General features: G+C 41.6%; 18 protein-coding genes and 1 tRNA gene. 15 read left to right on the top strand and 4 right to left on the bottom strand.

The annotated features are described in order from the left end of the window. The 7 genes from OFN67_RS01710 to OFN67_RS01680 all read left to right on the top strand — a co-directional run bounded on the left by OFN67_RS01710 (position 1) and on the right by OFN67_RS01680 (position 4,678). Positions 1 to 561: a hypothetical protein gene (locus OFN67_RS01710; protein ID WP_270867937.1), complete on the top strand. Its 561-nt coding sequence runs from the start codon at positions 1 to 3 to the stop codon at positions 559 to 561. Then, the gene (ruvA, locus tag OFN67_RS01705; protein WP_270861682.1) at positions 558 to 1,112 is read left to right on the top strand and encodes a Holliday junction branch migration protein RuvA; all 555 of its coding nucleotides are present in this window, start codon (positions 558 to 560) and stop codon (positions 1,110 to 1,112) included. The genes OFN67_RS01710 and ruvA overlap by 4 nt, the downstream gene beginning before the upstream one ends. Positions 1,113 to 1,136: 24 nt before the next feature. Beyond that, on the top strand, positions 1,137 to 2,174 hold the full coding sequence (locus OFN67_RS01700) for a D-alanine--D-alanine ligase (protein WP_270867936.1): 1,038 nt from the start codon (positions 1,137 to 1,139) through the stop codon (positions 2,172 to 2,174). 51 nt (positions 2,175 to 2,225) lie between these two features. Then, complete coding sequence (locus OFN67_RS01695; protein WP_442867895.1) at positions 2,226 to 2,450, top strand: prevent-host-death protein; 225 nt, start codon at positions 2,226 to 2,228, stop codon at positions 2,448 to 2,450. Then, complete coding sequence (locus OFN67_RS01690) at positions 2,440 to 3,168, top strand: alpha/beta fold hydrolase (protein ID WP_270867935.1); 729 nt, start codon at positions 2,440 to 2,442, stop codon at positions 3,166 to 3,168. The genes OFN67_RS01695 and OFN67_RS01690 overlap by 11 nt, the downstream gene beginning before the upstream one ends. 448 nt (positions 3,169 to 3,616) lie before the next feature. Then, positions 3,617 to 4,096 (top strand): hypothetical protein, encoded by a 480-nt coding sequence (locus OFN67_RS01685; RefSeq protein WP_270865041.1) that lies wholly within the window; start codon positions 3,617 to 3,619, stop codon positions 4,094 to 4,096. A gap of 96 nt (positions 4,097 to 4,192) precedes the next feature. Next, positions 4,193 to 4,678, top strand: coding sequence for a hypothetical protein (locus tag OFN67_RS01680; protein ID WP_270867934.1), 486 nt, complete (start codon positions 4,193 to 4,195; stop codon positions 4,676 to 4,678). A gap of 54 nt (positions 4,679 to 4,732) precedes the next feature. Here OFN67_RS01680 and OFN67_RS01675 read toward each other — a convergent pair whose 3' ends face one another. Genes OFN67_RS01675 through OFN67_RS01660 form a run of 4 tightly spaced genes read right to left on the bottom strand, consistent with a single transcriptional unit; the run spans position 4,733 to position 7,008 of the window. Further along, positions 4,733 to 5,215, bottom strand: a complete 483-nt coding sequence (locus tag OFN67_RS01675; protein WP_270867933.1) for a flavodoxin domain-containing protein — start codon at positions 5,213 to 5,215, stop codon at positions 4,733 to 4,735. 22 nt (positions 5,216 to 5,237) lie between these two features. Beyond that, positions 5,238 to 5,726, bottom strand: coding sequence for a SixA phosphatase family protein (locus tag OFN67_RS01670; RefSeq protein WP_270867932.1), 489 nt, complete (start codon positions 5,724 to 5,726; stop codon positions 5,238 to 5,240). A gap of 33 nt (positions 5,727 to 5,759) precedes the next feature. Beyond that, on the bottom strand, positions 5,760 to 6,335 hold the full coding sequence (locus OFN67_RS01665) for a rhomboid family intramembrane serine protease (protein WP_270867931.1): 576 nt from the start codon (positions 6,333 to 6,335) through the stop codon (positions 5,760 to 5,762). 19 nt (positions 6,336 to 6,354) lie between these two features. Next, positions 6,355 to 7,008 carry an NlpC/P60 family protein gene (locus OFN67_RS01660; protein WP_270867930.1) on the bottom strand — a complete coding sequence of 218 codons (654 nt, stop codon included), beginning with the start codon at positions 7,006 to 7,008 and terminating at the stop codon, positions 6,355 to 6,357. Positions 7,009 to 7,130: 122 nt separating this feature from the next. On the opposite strand from OFN67_RS01660, the gene murA reads away from it, so the two are divergent. The 8 genes from murA to speA all read left to right on the top strand — a co-directional run bounded on the left by murA (position 7,131) and on the right by speA (position 14,464). Next, positions 7,131 to 8,399, top strand: coding sequence for a UDP-N-acetylglucosamine 1-carboxyvinyltransferase (murA, locus tag OFN67_RS01655; RefSeq protein ID WP_270867929.1), 1,269 nt, complete (start codon positions 7,131 to 7,133; stop codon positions 8,397 to 8,399). Beyond that, a complete protein-coding gene (locus OFN67_RS01650; protein WP_270867928.1) occupies positions 8,396 to 9,568 on the top strand; it encodes a molybdopterin molybdotransferase MoeA in 1,173 nt (390 codons plus the stop codon). The genes murA and OFN67_RS01650 overlap by 4 nt, the downstream gene beginning before the upstream one ends. 61 nt (positions 9,569 to 9,629) lie before the next feature. Beyond that, positions 9,630 to 9,704, top strand: a tRNA-Gly gene (locus OFN67_RS01645). 31 nt (positions 9,705 to 9,735) lie between these two features. After that, a complete protein-coding gene (locus OFN67_RS01640; protein ID WP_270867927.1) occupies positions 9,736 to 10,296 on the top strand; it encodes a UbiX family flavin prenyltransferase in 561 nt (186 codons plus the stop codon). Further along, positions 10,293 to 10,766 (top strand): pantetheine-phosphate adenylyltransferase, encoded by a 474-nt coding sequence (gene coaD, locus OFN67_RS01635; protein WP_270858864.1) that lies wholly within the window; start codon positions 10,293 to 10,295, stop codon positions 10,764 to 10,766. Before OFN67_RS01640 ends, coaD begins: the two co-directional genes overlap by 4 nt. Next, positions 10,766 to 11,395 (top strand): dTMP kinase, encoded by a 630-nt coding sequence (gene tmk, locus OFN67_RS01630; protein WP_270867926.1) that lies wholly within the window; start codon positions 10,766 to 10,768, stop codon positions 11,393 to 11,395. The genes coaD and tmk overlap by 1 nt, the downstream gene beginning before the upstream one ends. Further along, positions 11,388 to 12,632 carry a histidine--tRNA ligase gene (hisS, locus tag OFN67_RS01625; RefSeq protein WP_270873936.1) on the top strand — a complete coding sequence of 415 codons (1,245 nt, stop codon included), beginning with the start codon at positions 11,388 to 11,390 and terminating at the stop codon, positions 12,630 to 12,632. The genes tmk and hisS overlap by 8 nt, the downstream gene beginning before the upstream one ends. Beyond that, complete coding sequence (speA, locus tag OFN67_RS01620) at positions 12,629 to 14,464, top strand: biosynthetic arginine decarboxylase (protein ID WP_270867924.1); 1,836 nt, start codon at positions 12,629 to 12,631, stop codon at positions 14,462 to 14,464. Before hisS ends, speA begins: the two co-directional genes overlap by 4 nt. Positions 14,465 to 14,471 lie beyond the last annotated feature (7 nt).

Raw genomic sequence — 14,471 nt, 5'->3', positions numbered from 1 at the left:
ATGAGAAAAATTTTATGCGCATTTAGCGCAGTTTTGGCAGGAGCTTTGCTGGGAGGCTGTTTGGCAAAGAGTGTCAAGCCATATACTTATTACGAGCTTAAATACGACCACAAACACTGCGCCGCGAAGTCAAATTCACGCAAAAATATCTATATCGAGAGTGTAACTGCGACAAATTTGGTCGATAGACGCGATATTTTAATCGTGGATTGGAAATCTCGCACGAGATACGCAAGCGACGCTAAATACATAACAATGCCAAGCGAAATGCTTTATAAAGCCCTAATCGACGCGGCGTTTTCGACATGTGCGCTAAATCCGATTTTTGTGCCACAAGAGAGAGATTTGAGGCTCAAAACCACGCTTATCACGCTTCAAGTCGATGGCGATCATGCTAAAATCACGATTGGCTACGAGTTTTTAAACACTGTGCAAAGCATAAAATCTGGCGTGATTACAAAGCGAGTTTTTGTGCCAGATCCAAGCTCGCAAAGCATTTATAACGCGACAAATTCGGCGTTAAATTTGGCAATTGATGAAATTTTAAAGGCAATTCAATGATAGTAGGATTAGAAGGAATCATCACGCACAAAGAGCCCACTAAATGCGTGATAAAGTGCGCTAGTGGCGTAAGTTATGCTGTGGCGATTTCGCTAGGGTGTGGCGCTAGGGTAGAGCGGGGCGAAAAGGTGGAGTTTTTGATAACTCAGATTATCAGAGAGGACGCAAATTTGCTCTATGGATTTTTGGAGCCAAAAGAGAAAAATATGTTTGAAATGCTAATCAAACTAAGCGGAATAGGGGCTAGCACGGCAATGGCTGTGTGCTCATCGCTTAGCGCAGAGAGCTTTTCTCGCGCGATTATCACAGGCGATAGCGCGCTACTAACGAGCGTGCCAGGGATCGGCCCAAAGACAGCTAGGCGCATAATCGCCGAGCTAGGGGACGCGAAACTAATGGAGTTTGGCGAGAGCGAGGTATATAAATCAGAGGCGATGAGCGCGCTTGAAAGTCTAGGCTTTAAACGCGATAGAATCAGTAAAATTTTGCTTGATTGCGTCAGCACAAATACGGCTGATTTGATCAAAGAGGCATTGAAAAAACTAGCATAAATTTAAAATTTACAAGGAGAAATAATGAAATACGGTATAGTTTTTGGTGGTCAAAGTTACGAACACGAGATTAGCATAATCTCTGCAATCGCGGTCAAAGACGCATTAAAGGGCGAGAATTTGGCGTTTGTTTTTTGCGACAAAGATAGGAGATTTTTCTTAATCGAAGAGAAAAATATGCGCGCAGTATATTTCAAAAACGGCGAATACACAAAATCAAAAGAGCTAAATATCTCAAATGGTGGATTTTATATGAGTGGGGGTATGTTTGGCAAAAAAAGCATGCTTGAAGTGAGTGTTTATGTGAATTTAATCCATGGTTGCGACGGCGAGGACGGAAAATTCGCAAGCCTTTTTGAGTTTTTCTCAATCCCTTATATCGGCCCTAGAATCGAGGCTAGCGTGCTAAGCTACAACAAAATTTTAACCAAATACTTAGCACAAATCGCAGGTGTAAAAACCGTGCCATTTGAAATCGTCAATCGCAACAGCTTGCCGAATTTCAACTTCCCAGTCATCATCAAACCCGCTCATTTGGGTTCTAGTATCGGTATCGGCATAGCAAAATCAGAAAAAGAGTTCGACTACTGCATGGATAAGGTTTATGAGCTAGATGATAGCGCAATCGTCGAGCCATATATGGAAAATATCAAAGAATACAACCTAGCAGGGGCTAAAATCGACGGCAAAATCGAGTATTCCTTCATCGAAGAGCCGAAAAAAGAGGGTTATTTGGATTTTGGTAGAAAATACCTTGACTTTTCGCGCACTGGCGTGGTCGAAGAGGCACAAATCGGTATGTCAGTCGAGGATAAGATGAAAGATGCGTTTGCCAAGCTTTATAATGTCGGTGGATTTGAGGGGGCGCTGATTAGGTGTGATTTTTTCGTGCAAAATAACGAAGTGTATCTAAACGAAATAAATCCAAATCCAGGAAGTATGGCAAACTACCTATTTAGCGACTTTGCAGAGGTTTTGAGCAAGCTAGCTACTTCGCTTCCAGCCTCTAAGGAAATTCCGATTTCGTATGATTTGATAACAAAAATTTCAGCGAATAAATAAGCTAAATTTAAAAATTTTACGCTAAATTTTGCGTAAAATTTTACATAAGGATTGTTTATGTTAAATAAAGACGAAATTTACACAGCGACGGAAATGGCGAGAAATTTTAGCTCAATTTTAAAAAAACTAAATAGTCAAGAGATTAAAAAGGCTATGATTGTCAAAAATAATAAATTTGAGGCCGTAATGCTTAGCATGAGCGAATACGAGCGCCTAGAAAAGGCAGTCGAGCTACTCAAAGCGATTTATGGTAAAAAGGGTCAAGATGGCCAGTAAAACCATAAAATTTGGTGGCAACGAATACAAAATCAGCTACGAAATCGAAAATTTAAGCGTCGAGCCGTATATTTTGGTTTTGCACGGCTGGGGCGCGAAAAAAGAGCTTATGCAGAGGGTCTTTGAGGCGAAATTTTTCCCAAATTATAGGCTAGTTTTCGTGGATTTACCCGGATTTGGCGCTAGCTCGCAACCAAAATTCGCGCTTACAAGCGAGGATTATGCGGGCATTATGCGTGAGTTTATCGCTGCGCTTGGAGGCGCACCTGAGGCCATTATGGGGCATAGTTTCGGTGGCAAGGTCGCCACACTGCTTGCGCCAAAAAGGCTGATTTTGCTAAGCTCGGCTGGGATAATCGAGCCAAAGCCTTTGAAGGTGAGGGCGAAAATCGCGGTGTTTAAGTGCCTAAAATATATTGGGCTTGCGAAGTTTTGGCGATTTTTTGCTAGCAAAGACGCTTCTGGTATGAGCGAAGAGATGTTTGGGACGCTAAAAAATGTGATTCGCGAGGATTTCGAGCCGATTTTTGCCGAGATTAAACCCGAAAAAACGCTGATTTTTTGGGGTATTAGCGATACAGCCACAGCTCTAAGTAGTGGCGAGAAAATCCACTCGCTCATCAAAAATAGCAAATTTTACCCGCTTGATGGGGATCACTTTTTTTTCATAAAACACGCGAAATTCATCGCAGATACAATCACGGCCGAATTTAAATAATCCAAATTTAGTTATTTCTCACTATTTGTCATCGCGAGCGAGCATTGCTCGCATGGCAAAGTGGATTTAAATTTGAATTTTACACTTTCCATTGTCATTGCGAGCGAACGACAGCGGAAAATTTCCCCTGATTTGTCATTGCGAGCGAGTGTAACGAGCGTGGCAATCTACGAGCCAAAATAACCTAACGCTATAATCCGTGTCATTGCAATGATATTCGCAAAAGTGAAAACGAGAGGATACGAACTATGATTTTACAAGCAATTATTGAAAAAGATGAACTTTAAAATAATGGGATTGGATATAAAAGTAAAAATGAAAATTGCAGTTTTCAATACTAAAAATAAAATTTAAAAATACATAAACCTAAAATGTAATCATGCTTCTAATTTTATATTAAATTTATTGCGCTATAATGCCTAGACCAATCAGATGAGAAAGGTTTGACATGCTTTTTGATATCAGTTTAATTGGCGATACGAAAAATTTATATTTAAAGCGGTTTGGTCGCTCGAACCTAAACGGCGTCCCGCACTACCTGAAATTCGACTTTTCTGCGATGTCTTTTGTCAAGCTAAACAACAAACTTTCTATCAAATCCACAGGTTGCAAATCTGATTTGGACTACGGATTTTACCTCGTTTTCGAGGACAATAAATTTTTTATAAACAACAAAACTCACCTTTCTAAAAAAGAGATTTTTTATATGCTAAGCTATCTTTTTGATAAAATTTATGACAAAAATGTCAAATACCCGCGCGACAGCCTGCACGCAAAAATAAAAAAAACGATTGAATTTTTAAACAAAATTTATAATTTCACCAAAGAAAAAGACCATAAATTCAACATGCACGCGCAGTATCGAAATGTATTTGTGGGGTGTTTGAGTATCGATCATCGCGAAAATTTGGCGCAAAATTTCGTTTAAATTTCATTGAAAATTGTGAAATTTGGCTTACAAATTTACCGAGTTTTTACCAAAATTTATTAAAATTATGAATTATATATATGATAAAGGTTTGATATGCTTTTCGATGTTGTAATAATCGGCGATAATAAAAATTTATATTTAAAGCAATTTGGTGGGCGTTCGAATTTCAGGGGCGTTCCAAACTATTTTCAATTCGATTTCAACGAAATGAAATTCGTGCAGATCAAAGAGAAAATTTATGTCAAATTTGACTACAACGAAACCGAGACAAACACCGATCCTAACTATGGTTTCGTGCTGATTTTCGACGAAAAAGAATTTTTCAAAAACAAGCAAAATTTAACGCGAAAAGAGGCGTTTATCTTGCTGAATTATATTTTTAACAAAATGTATAGCAAAGATGTCAAGTATCCGCGCGACAGCCTACATTTCAGGATAAAAAAGGCGATCGATTTATACAAGGCCGTCTATAAGGACGACGATTTCGACGGATACAACCTCCATGCGCAATACCGCAATCTCTACGCCGGACAGATAAGTATCGACAAAAGAGAGCGAACGCTCGGCGCAGCGGAATAATCAGCGTTGTGAGATAAAATTTATAAATTTAAACGCCAAAAACGGCGTTTAAATTTAAAATTCACTCTCTACTGCCCTAGCCCACTTATCAGCCCTATTTTTCCAGTTTTTATCACCTTTGAAATCAATAGTTAGACCTAGAAATTTCCCATTTACAAATGCCCTTGAATAGCTAAAATTATACCCATCAGCGTCTGTTAGCCCTACGAGTTTTGCGTTGCGCAATACCGGCAAAAACGCACTAAGCCCACTACAAAAATCATCGCCGTGTCGTTCGCAGTTTCCCACGCCCACGAGCCCGACAGGTTTGCCCTTTAAATCAATACTGTTTAATAGCTCTAATTTGTTTTCAAAATTTGCGAAAATTTGCCCCTGAGCATGCGTAGAAACCGCTAAAATCAGCGCACTAGCCTCCTCGATATCTGCTTGGCAAATCTCTTTTGCGTCCATTATCTTAAAGCCTAGTTTTTCTGCGATATACTCAGCCACAGCCTTTGTATCGCCACTTTTTGAGGCATAAACTAACAATTTTGACATAATTCTCTCCTTTTGTAAAAATTTATTGTAAATGCAAATTTGGATAATCAAAAAGCAAAACTTTCCCACTATGTTCGCTAATCTCAGCGAAATTTTCCGCTTCAAATTCTAATCCGAAAATCGCACAAGTCGGGAATTTTTCGATTACTGAGTTGCTGAAATACTCGCACACTGCGCCGATTGTGGGGTTGTGGCCTACTATGAAAACCACTTTGTATTTTTCATCGAGCATGCGCACAAACTCCGCCAGCTCTCGCGCGCTGATGTCGTAAAGCTCTTTTTTTTCTTTTAAAATATCTTTGGCGCCAATATTTTTGGCTATGATTTTGGCAGTTTTTAGTGCGCGTTTGGCAGGGCTAGTGATGATGATATCGGGCTTTATGCCCTCTTTTGCCAAAAGCTCCCCTAGCCTGCCTGCGTCATCTTCGCCCTTTTGGCTTAGTTTGCGCTCGAAATCTGTCTGTGCGAAAGCCTCGGCTTTGGCGTGTCTGATAAAATAAATTTGTTTCATAAATTTCCTTTTCGTATAATTTTACGCAAAATTTTACAAAATTTTAAATTTTTGCTGTATCTTGCCGAATCCAAATCCTACCCCAAACCCTATCAAATGCGCATACCACGCCACATTTGAAGCTAGCAAAAGCGGAGCAAAGCTAATAAGCACAACCATAGCCAAAACGCTTTTTAAATTTTGTCTCTCATAGCACAAAATCACGCCCAAAAGCGCGCAGATTACGCCACTCGCACCGATTAAATTTATATTTTGTCCCATAAATTTGTAAGCGCAAAAAATGTAAATTAGACAGATTAAATTTGTAAAAATTCCAAGCCCGAAATATAAAATTGTAAATTTAACGCTACCGAAAAATCGCTCTAAAATAGAGCCGAACTGATACAGCACGGCCATATTCATCGCCAAATGCGCAATTCCAGCGTGCATGAAAAATGATGATAAAATTTGCCAAAAAAATCCGTCAAAAAATAGCAAATTTAGCCCCAAATACGCGCCCAAATTTGGGATTAAATTCGCTAGGACAAAAAGCACGCAGTTTGCGATGATGATAGCTAGTGTGGCCTTGCCTGCCTGCCCGAAATTCGCCCTTTGTCCGAAATTTGCCATTTGCATAAATTTCCTAAATTTATTGTTTTACGCGACCATATCCTGCGAAGCGATTTGAAGCTAGGCAAGAAACTTTGTTGCTTCCGCAGCGCACGATATAGCTATTTTCGATTTTTTTGCCGTTTTTGTGAGTATTTTTTTTGTTTAAATTTACAAAATCGACCTTGTTTCTACCGCGCGAATTATGCACGAATTTTATCCTGCCGTCTGCGTAAATTTCGCGGATCACGCCGATATGGCTGATTTCGTTATTTAGGCGTTTTTTGTTTGATTGAAGAGTGTTTTGGAAAAATATCAAATCCCCTACTCGCGGGTTTTTGTGCGCGATTAGGTCGCGTTTTTTGTAATAATTATAAATCGCTTGTGATTTTCTGCCGTTTGTGAAATACTTAGGCAGCTCTTTTGAGTTGAAAAAAATCTCTTTGTTTTTAGAATTTAGCGCTGTGATAAACCCGCTACAATCCCCGCCTACCTTGGTTCCGGTGTATTTATCTACCCATGAAATGAGCGTTGTGTTGTAGGTATTTCCTGGGATTTGTGACGAGCCAGAGTTATCTTCATAAACCTCATAATCCCCTTGCGTAGTGGGGTTTGCAGGCGATGAAAACGGAGCTAGCCACGAGCAGCCACTCATCAAAAACGCCCCTAAAAATAAAGCAAAAATTTTTTTCATAAACTACCTTAAAAAATACGAAATGTGTTTTCATTTTAGCAACCAAATGTAATAAAATAGTAATTTTAAAGCAAATTTATGTATAATCACGGTGAAATTTTTGCAATCAAAACGGAGAGAAAATGCACTATTTACAAATCAAAGGCGAAGCCAAGCTTAGTGGCGAAATAAAAATCTCAGGCGCCAAAAACGCGGCACTACCGCTAATCGCGCTAATTATACTGTCCAAAAACCCAGTTACAATTAAAAATTTACCAGATGTTTCAGATATCAAAACCCTAATCCAGCTTTTGGCAAATTTAGGCGCAAAATGCGAGTATTTAGACGCTCATACCGCTATAATCGATCCAAGAGGGATAAACTCAACTAAGGCAGTTTATGACATCGTGCGCAAAATGCGCGCTTCGATTTTAGTTCTTGGTCCATTGCTAACGCGTTTTGGCAAGGCAGAAGTTAGCATGCCAGGCGGGTGCGCGATAGGGGCAAGGCCGATTGATTTGCACCTAAAAGCGGTCGAAAAAATGGGCGCACAGGTCAAAATCGAAGAAGGCTATGTCGTGTGCGAGGGCGCATTAAAGGGCGCGAATATTTCGTTTGATAAAATCACCGTTACAGGCACCGAAAATGTCGTAATGGCGGCCGCGTTAGCGCATGGGGAGACTTGCATAATCAACGCTGCCAAAGAACCAGAGGTCGTGGCTGTGTGCGAAGCCCTAGCTAGTGCTGGCGTAAAAATCGAAGGAATCGGCACTGACGAGCTTAAAATCACAGGCACAGCGGGCGAACTTTTAAATATCAACGAAATCACCGTAATCCCCGATCGTATCGAGGCTGGGACATATCTGTGCGCCGGGGCGATAACAAATTCTAAAATCAGCGTTACAAGCGTAAATCCTGCGCATTTGGGCGCTGTGCTAGCGAAATTTGAGGATATGGGATTTAAATTTGAAATTTCAGGCAGTGGTAACGACTCTAAAATCACCATTTTGCCAGCAGACGAAATCAAAGCGACCAAAATCATCACTACCGAGTATCCGGGCTTTCCGACCGATATGCAAGCGCAGTTTATGGCGCTAACATGCGTCGCTCAGGGCACTAGCACGGTCGAGGAGAGGCTGTTTGAAAACCGCTTTATGCATGTGAGCGAACTAAACCGCATGGGCGCAGATATCAAACTAAACGGCAATATCGCTACAATCAAGGGTGGCAAACTCGCAGGCGCAGATGTCATGGCGACGGATTTGCGCGCTAGCTCGGCTCTTGTTTTAGCGGCTCTTGCAGCAAGTGGCACTACGCGCGTGCATCGCATATATCACTTAGACCGCGGATATGAGAGCTTGGAGGCCAAATTTAGCGCACTAGGCGCGCAAATTCTAAGGCTAGAAGAATGATTGATATAAACACTGCGCTGGAATTGATTTTTAGGCAAAATTTAGGCTTTTTTGGCGAAAAAAAGATTGAAATTTCACGCTCTCTTGGGGCTGTTTTGGCTCGGGATATAACGGCGCAAAAAAATGTGCCAAGCTTCGATAATAGCGCACTTGATGGCTATGCGTATAACAGCGAAAAAATCGGCGAGAGTTTGCAAATCATAGAGCCAACTATCTTTGCTGGTGATCAAAAATTTTATGAAATTTCGCCAAATCAAGCGCAAAAAATAATGACAGGCGCACCTATGCCAAAGGGCGCAAACAGCGTGCTTCGCGTAGAGGACGCGCACGCTAGGGACGGGTTTTTGCAAATTCCAGCTAACGCAAAAGCAGGTGATGGACTTCGCAAAATGGGCGAAGAAGTGCGCGAGGGCGAGGTGTTACTTAGCGCAGGAGAGCGGATAAATGCTGCTAAAATCATGCTTTTAGCAGCGCAAGGCATAAATGAAATCCCCGTGCGCACCACGCCAAAAATCGCCGTGCTTTCGAGTGGCGATGAGCTAAAAGAGCCGTGGGAAAGCGCAAATGAGCGCGAAATTTACAACGCAAACGCAAGTGGAATTTGCGCGCTTTTGCAGAGTGAAAATTTCGCAAACGACTATCTTGGAATCATCAAAGACGAAGCGGGCGCAGTGAGAGAAGCCCTAAAAAGCGCAGCGCAAAGCTATGATGTGATAATCACAAGCGGTGGGGCAAGCGTGGGCGAGGCTGATTTCATGGCGCAAATTTTGTGCGAGCTTGGATTTAGCCCAGTGTTTGAGCATATCGACATAAAGCCAGGAAAGCCGATTAAATGCTACCATGCGGGCAAAAAGCTTGTTTTTGTAATGCCGGGAAACCCGCTAGCGGCGTTTATTTTAGCAAAAATCATAATCTTGCCGGTGCTTAAAAAAATGGTTGGTGAAAATTTTAAGGCGCGTGAAATTTTAGCCAAATTTAATGGTGAGCTAAAATTTCGCCCAAATCGCATAAATTTAAGCCTAGGCGTATATGAAAACGGCTATTTTACGCCGATAAAATCAAACTCGGCTATGATTAAGCCACTTTGTTCGGCGACGCATTTTATGCTCTCAAAATTTGAGCAATGCGAGCAAAAAAATGGCGAAATTGTAAAAATTTATGAAATTTAAGCAAAATGGTATTGACAAATGAGAAATTTTAAGCTAAAATCCAAGTTCTTTTTTACTTCGTGCGGGAATAGCTCAGTGGTAGAGCGCAACCTTGCCATGGTTGATGTCGCGAGTTCGACTCTCGTTTCCCGCTCCACTTTTTTAAATCCAAATCAAAAAGTTTGCTTATGAAAATCCTAGTTTGTGTAAGCGGTGCTAGTTTTTGCGAAATTGGGTTAAATTTAATCAAATTTTTATCGACCACGCCAAACGAAATTTACGCAATCATAAGCAAAAATGCAAAAATCGTCTTAAAATCCGAAAATAATATAAATTTTGCAAATTTCATTAGCGAAAATCAAGCTGTGAAATTCTTCGATGATAGCGATATTGGCGCGAGTGTGGCGTCTGGTTCGTTTGGTATAGACGCTACGATTTTTGCCCCCTGCTCTATCAACTCACTGGCAAAAATTCACGCAGGTATCGCCGATACTCTTAGCACTCGCGCAGCAGCCGTCGCGCTAAAAGAGCGCAAAAAACTAATCCTTGGCGTGCGCGAAATGCCTTTTTCGCCTATTTCGCTTCGTTCAATGAGCGAGTTAGCAAATCTCGGCGTCATCATCGCTCCGCCCATTATCGGCGGATACAGCGGTGCAAAAAATTTAGAAGATATGCAAAATTTCATAATCGGCAAATGGTGCGACGCTATGGGCGTGGCAAACAATCTCTTTAAAAGGTGGCAAAAATGAGAAAATGTATCTATCCCGGTACTTTTGATCCTATCACAAATGGTCATTTAGATGTAATCAAACGCGCCCTTGGGCTTTTTGACGAGGTCGTCGTCGCAATCGCACTTAGCGAGAGCAAAAGCCCTTGTTTTTCGCTAGAAAAGCGCTTAGAGATGACAAGGCTTGCCCTTAGCGATCTAAAAAATGTCAAAGTCGAGCCGTTTTCAAATCTGCTAGTCGATTTCGCCAAATCCCATGGCACGAATTTTTGCATTAGGGGACTGCGCGCGGTGAGCGATTTCGAATACGAATTACAGCTTAGCTACACAAACACATCGCTATGGGATAAATTTGAGAGTGTATTTTTGATGCCAAGTCTGAAAAATGCCTTTATTTCGAGCTCTATGGTTCGCACGATACTGCGCCACGACGGCGATGTTTCGCAGTTTGTGCCAAAGCAAATTTTGCCACTGCTTAAAAAGGAAAATTGATGTTTGTAGCCTTCGAAGGGATTGACGGAGTTGGCAAAAGCACGCAAATATCGCGCCTAGCTGAAATTTATCCTGGCGCGATAGTTACCAAAGAACCGGGCGCTACGAGGTTTGGCGAAATTTTGCGTAGTATAATTTTAAACGAAAATTTCAAATTTAATGGCGACAACCACATAAATTTAGGTCAAATTTGCGGAAGTATCTCAAAAACTGCTGAGATGTTTTTGTTTTTAGCTGATCGCGCCGAACACCACGAGAAGGTTGTTTTGCCAAATTCGCACAATCTAATCCTAAGCGATAGAAGCTTCATCTCAGGTATCGCTTATGCCCTAGCCAACGATGAAAACGCTAAATTTGACGAGCTTGTAATGCTAAATAAAATCGCGCTTGGTGGTGAAATTTATGGTAAATTTGTATTTTTTGAGATTAGCAAAGATGATTTGATAGCTAGGCTAAATACTCGCGCGGGATACGATAAAATCGAGCTTCGTGGCGTGGAGTATCTGCTTAGGGTGCAAGAAAAGATAAAATTTACCTTACAAAAGCTAAAATTAAATTTTTTAATCGTCAATGCAAACGATGATATTGATAAAATAACAAAAAAAATAAAGGAATTTATAGATGATTAAAGCACTGCGTGGTATGAACGACCTAATGGGCTATGAAGCCGAACTTTTCGCAAAAATCGTGCGTGTATGTGAAAGCGTGGCGAGGAATTATGGATTTGAGCTAATCGAAACCCCAAAACTCGAACAAACCGCCCTATTTCGCCGAAGCGTGGGCGAGAGTAGCGATATAGTCGGCAAGGAAATGTATGAGTTTAGTGACAAAAGCGGCGATAGCGTCTGCTTGCGCCCAGAGGGCACGGCTGGGGTCGTTCGCTCATTTATCGAGAATAAATTTGACAAGGCTGGTGGCGTGCGCAAATTTTACTACACCGGCTCGATGTTTCGCTACGAACGCCCACAACGAGGCAGACTACGCGAATTTCACCAATTTGGCGTAGAGTGTTTTGGCGAGGGAAGCGTGTATGAGGACGCGAGCGTGATTTTGTTACTAGCTGAAATTTTGCGCAAACTAGGCGTAAAAACCACGCTCAAACTAAACTCCCTAGGCGATAGCTCGTGCATGCCAGAGTATAAAAACAAACTAATCAAATTTTTAAACGAGCGCGAGGATAGGCTTTGCGAGGATTGTAAAAGGCGCATTATCACAAACCCAATCCGCGTGCTTGATTGCAAAAACGAAGCCTGCCAAAGCGAGCTTGCCACCGCCCCGCTAATCACCGATAATCTAAGCGATGAGTGCAAAGGCGAATTTGAAAAATTGCAAGAAATTTTGCTTGCAAATGGGCTAAATTTCGAAATCGACAAACGATTGGTTAGAGGGCTTGATTATTACTGCAAAACCGCATTTGAGTTCGTCAGCAGTGAGCTTGGCGCACAAAGCGCAGTCGGTGGTGGCGGCAGATACGATAGACTAGTAGAGTTTTTGGGTGGCAAAAGAAGCACATTTGGCGTGGGTTTTGCGATAGGAATTGAAAGGCTAATCGAAATTTTAAAATTAAAAGAAGCCCCTAGCCCCCGAGCTGGAATTTACATCGGCGCAATGGACGAGGCAATCGTGCCTTGTGCGTTTGCTATCGGACAAAAACTGCGCACAATCACCAAAACTCATATCGCATACGAGCCAAAAAATTTGCAAAAACACCTAAAAAACGCAGATTCAAAAATGGCTAAATTTTGCCTATGTATCGGCGAAGATGAGTTTAAAAATGCTAGCGTATGGTGCAAAAATTTAGAGGATAAAAGCCAAGACATGGTTAAATTTAACGAAATCGAAGACTTTTTTAAGGATAGAGTATGAACGATTATGGACTAAATATTTGGGGAAATTCAAATTTCGTCATTGATTCTGGCAAGTTGTGCGTGAATTCTGACTTCAAACAGCCTCTTGTCGATATGGTTAAAGAAATCAGGGCTGACGGCATTAGAGGCCCTATTTTGCTTCGTTTTCCGCACCTTATCAAAAAACAAATTGTCGAAATTTACTCGAATTTCAACCGCGCAATAAAAGAATTTGACTACAAGGGCAAATTCAACGCCGTCTATCCGCTCAAAGTAAATCAATTCCCGGGATTTGTGAAAAATTTGGTCGAAATCGGCAAGCCTTACGGGTATGGCTTGGAGGCTGGTTCTAAGCCAGAACTGCTTTTAGCTATGGCGTATAACAACGACAACGCGCCAATCACCGTAAATGGCTTTAAGGATAAAGAGCTTATCAATATCGGCTTTATCGCCGCAGAGATGGGGCATAATATCACGCTTACAATCGAGGGTCTAAACGAGCTAAAAACCATAATCGAAACCGCCAAAGAACGCTTTGCGCCAAAGCCATTTATCGGGCTTCGCATACGACTTCATAATTCAGGTAGCGGAATTTGGGTCAAAAGTGGCGGAATAAACTCCAAATTTGGCCTTACTTCGACCGAGCTAATCGAGGCTGTAAATTTGCTCAAAAAAAATAATCTAATCGAGCAATTTACGATGATTCATTTCCATATCGGTTCGCAAATCACCGAAATTCACCCGCTCAAAAAGGCGTTAGTCGAGGCTGGAAACATCTACGCCGAACTTCGCAAAATGGGCGCGAAAAATCTAAATTCGATAAATTTAGGCGGTGGTTTGGCGATAGAATACTCGCAAGTGAAGGAAAATTTCAGCAGAAATTACACCCTCAAAGAATACGCAAACGATGTCGTTTTTCTTTTAAAATCAATCGCGCAGGATAAAAACGAGATCGAGCCAAATATTTTCATAGAAAGTGGCCGTTATGTCGCAGCTAGCCACGCTGTGCTGGTCGCGCCTGTTTTGGAGCTTTTTACCCAAGAATACACAGAGGCCAAACTGGCTTTAAAAAAGGAAAATCCGCCAGTCATCACCGAGCTTTACGATCTTTACACTTCGTTAAAGCCCTCAAACGCCCTTGAATACCTGCATGACGCTATGGCGCACATGGAAAGCGTGCTGACGCTCTTTGATTTGGGATATGTGGATCTCACAGATCGCTCAAATGGCGAAATTTTGGTGCATCTAGTCGTGCGCAAGGCTTATGCGCTTTTGGGAAATAAGCAAGAGTATGGAAATTTCTTAAATTCACTAGGAAACGCGCAAGAGCGGTATTTGGTAAATTTCTCGCTTTTCCAATCCTTACCTGATTTTTGGGGCATTAAACAGCATTTCCCAGTCATGCCACTCGAACACCTCGACGAGCGCGCTACGCTTTCTGCGACGCTGTGGGATATCACCTGCGATAGCGACGGCGAGATTACATTTGACAAAGAGCATAATCCTCTGTTTTTGCACGATATCGACCCAGAAGAGGAAGAGTATTTTCTCGGATTTTTCTTAGTCGGGGCGTATCAAGAGGTGCTTGGTATGAATCACAACCTCTTCGCTCACCCAAATGAGGCAACCGTGATTTTAAAAGACGGGGGATTTGAGATTACGGATTTTATTGAGTCGCAATCTGTCATTGATATTTTAGATGATATGGATTATGATGTAGTCGATATCAGAGAGAGCTTAAACGAACGAATCGCAAACTCGCCACTGCTTTCAGAAAAAGAGAAAAAGCATGTCCTAGGCGAGCTGTATTTGTTCCTAAATGATAATAGCTATTTAAAAACTATCCAGTAAGGCGGGA

The sequence above is a fragment of the Campylobacter sp. JMF_11 EL3 genome, from assembly GCF_027736965.1.
Taxonomy (GTDB): domain Bacteria; phylum Campylobacterota; class Campylobacteria; order Campylobacterales; family Campylobacteraceae; genus Campylobacter_B.
The sequence above is the reverse complement of the archived record's forward strand: the minus strand, read 5'-3'. Positions and strand labels throughout refer to the sequence as shown.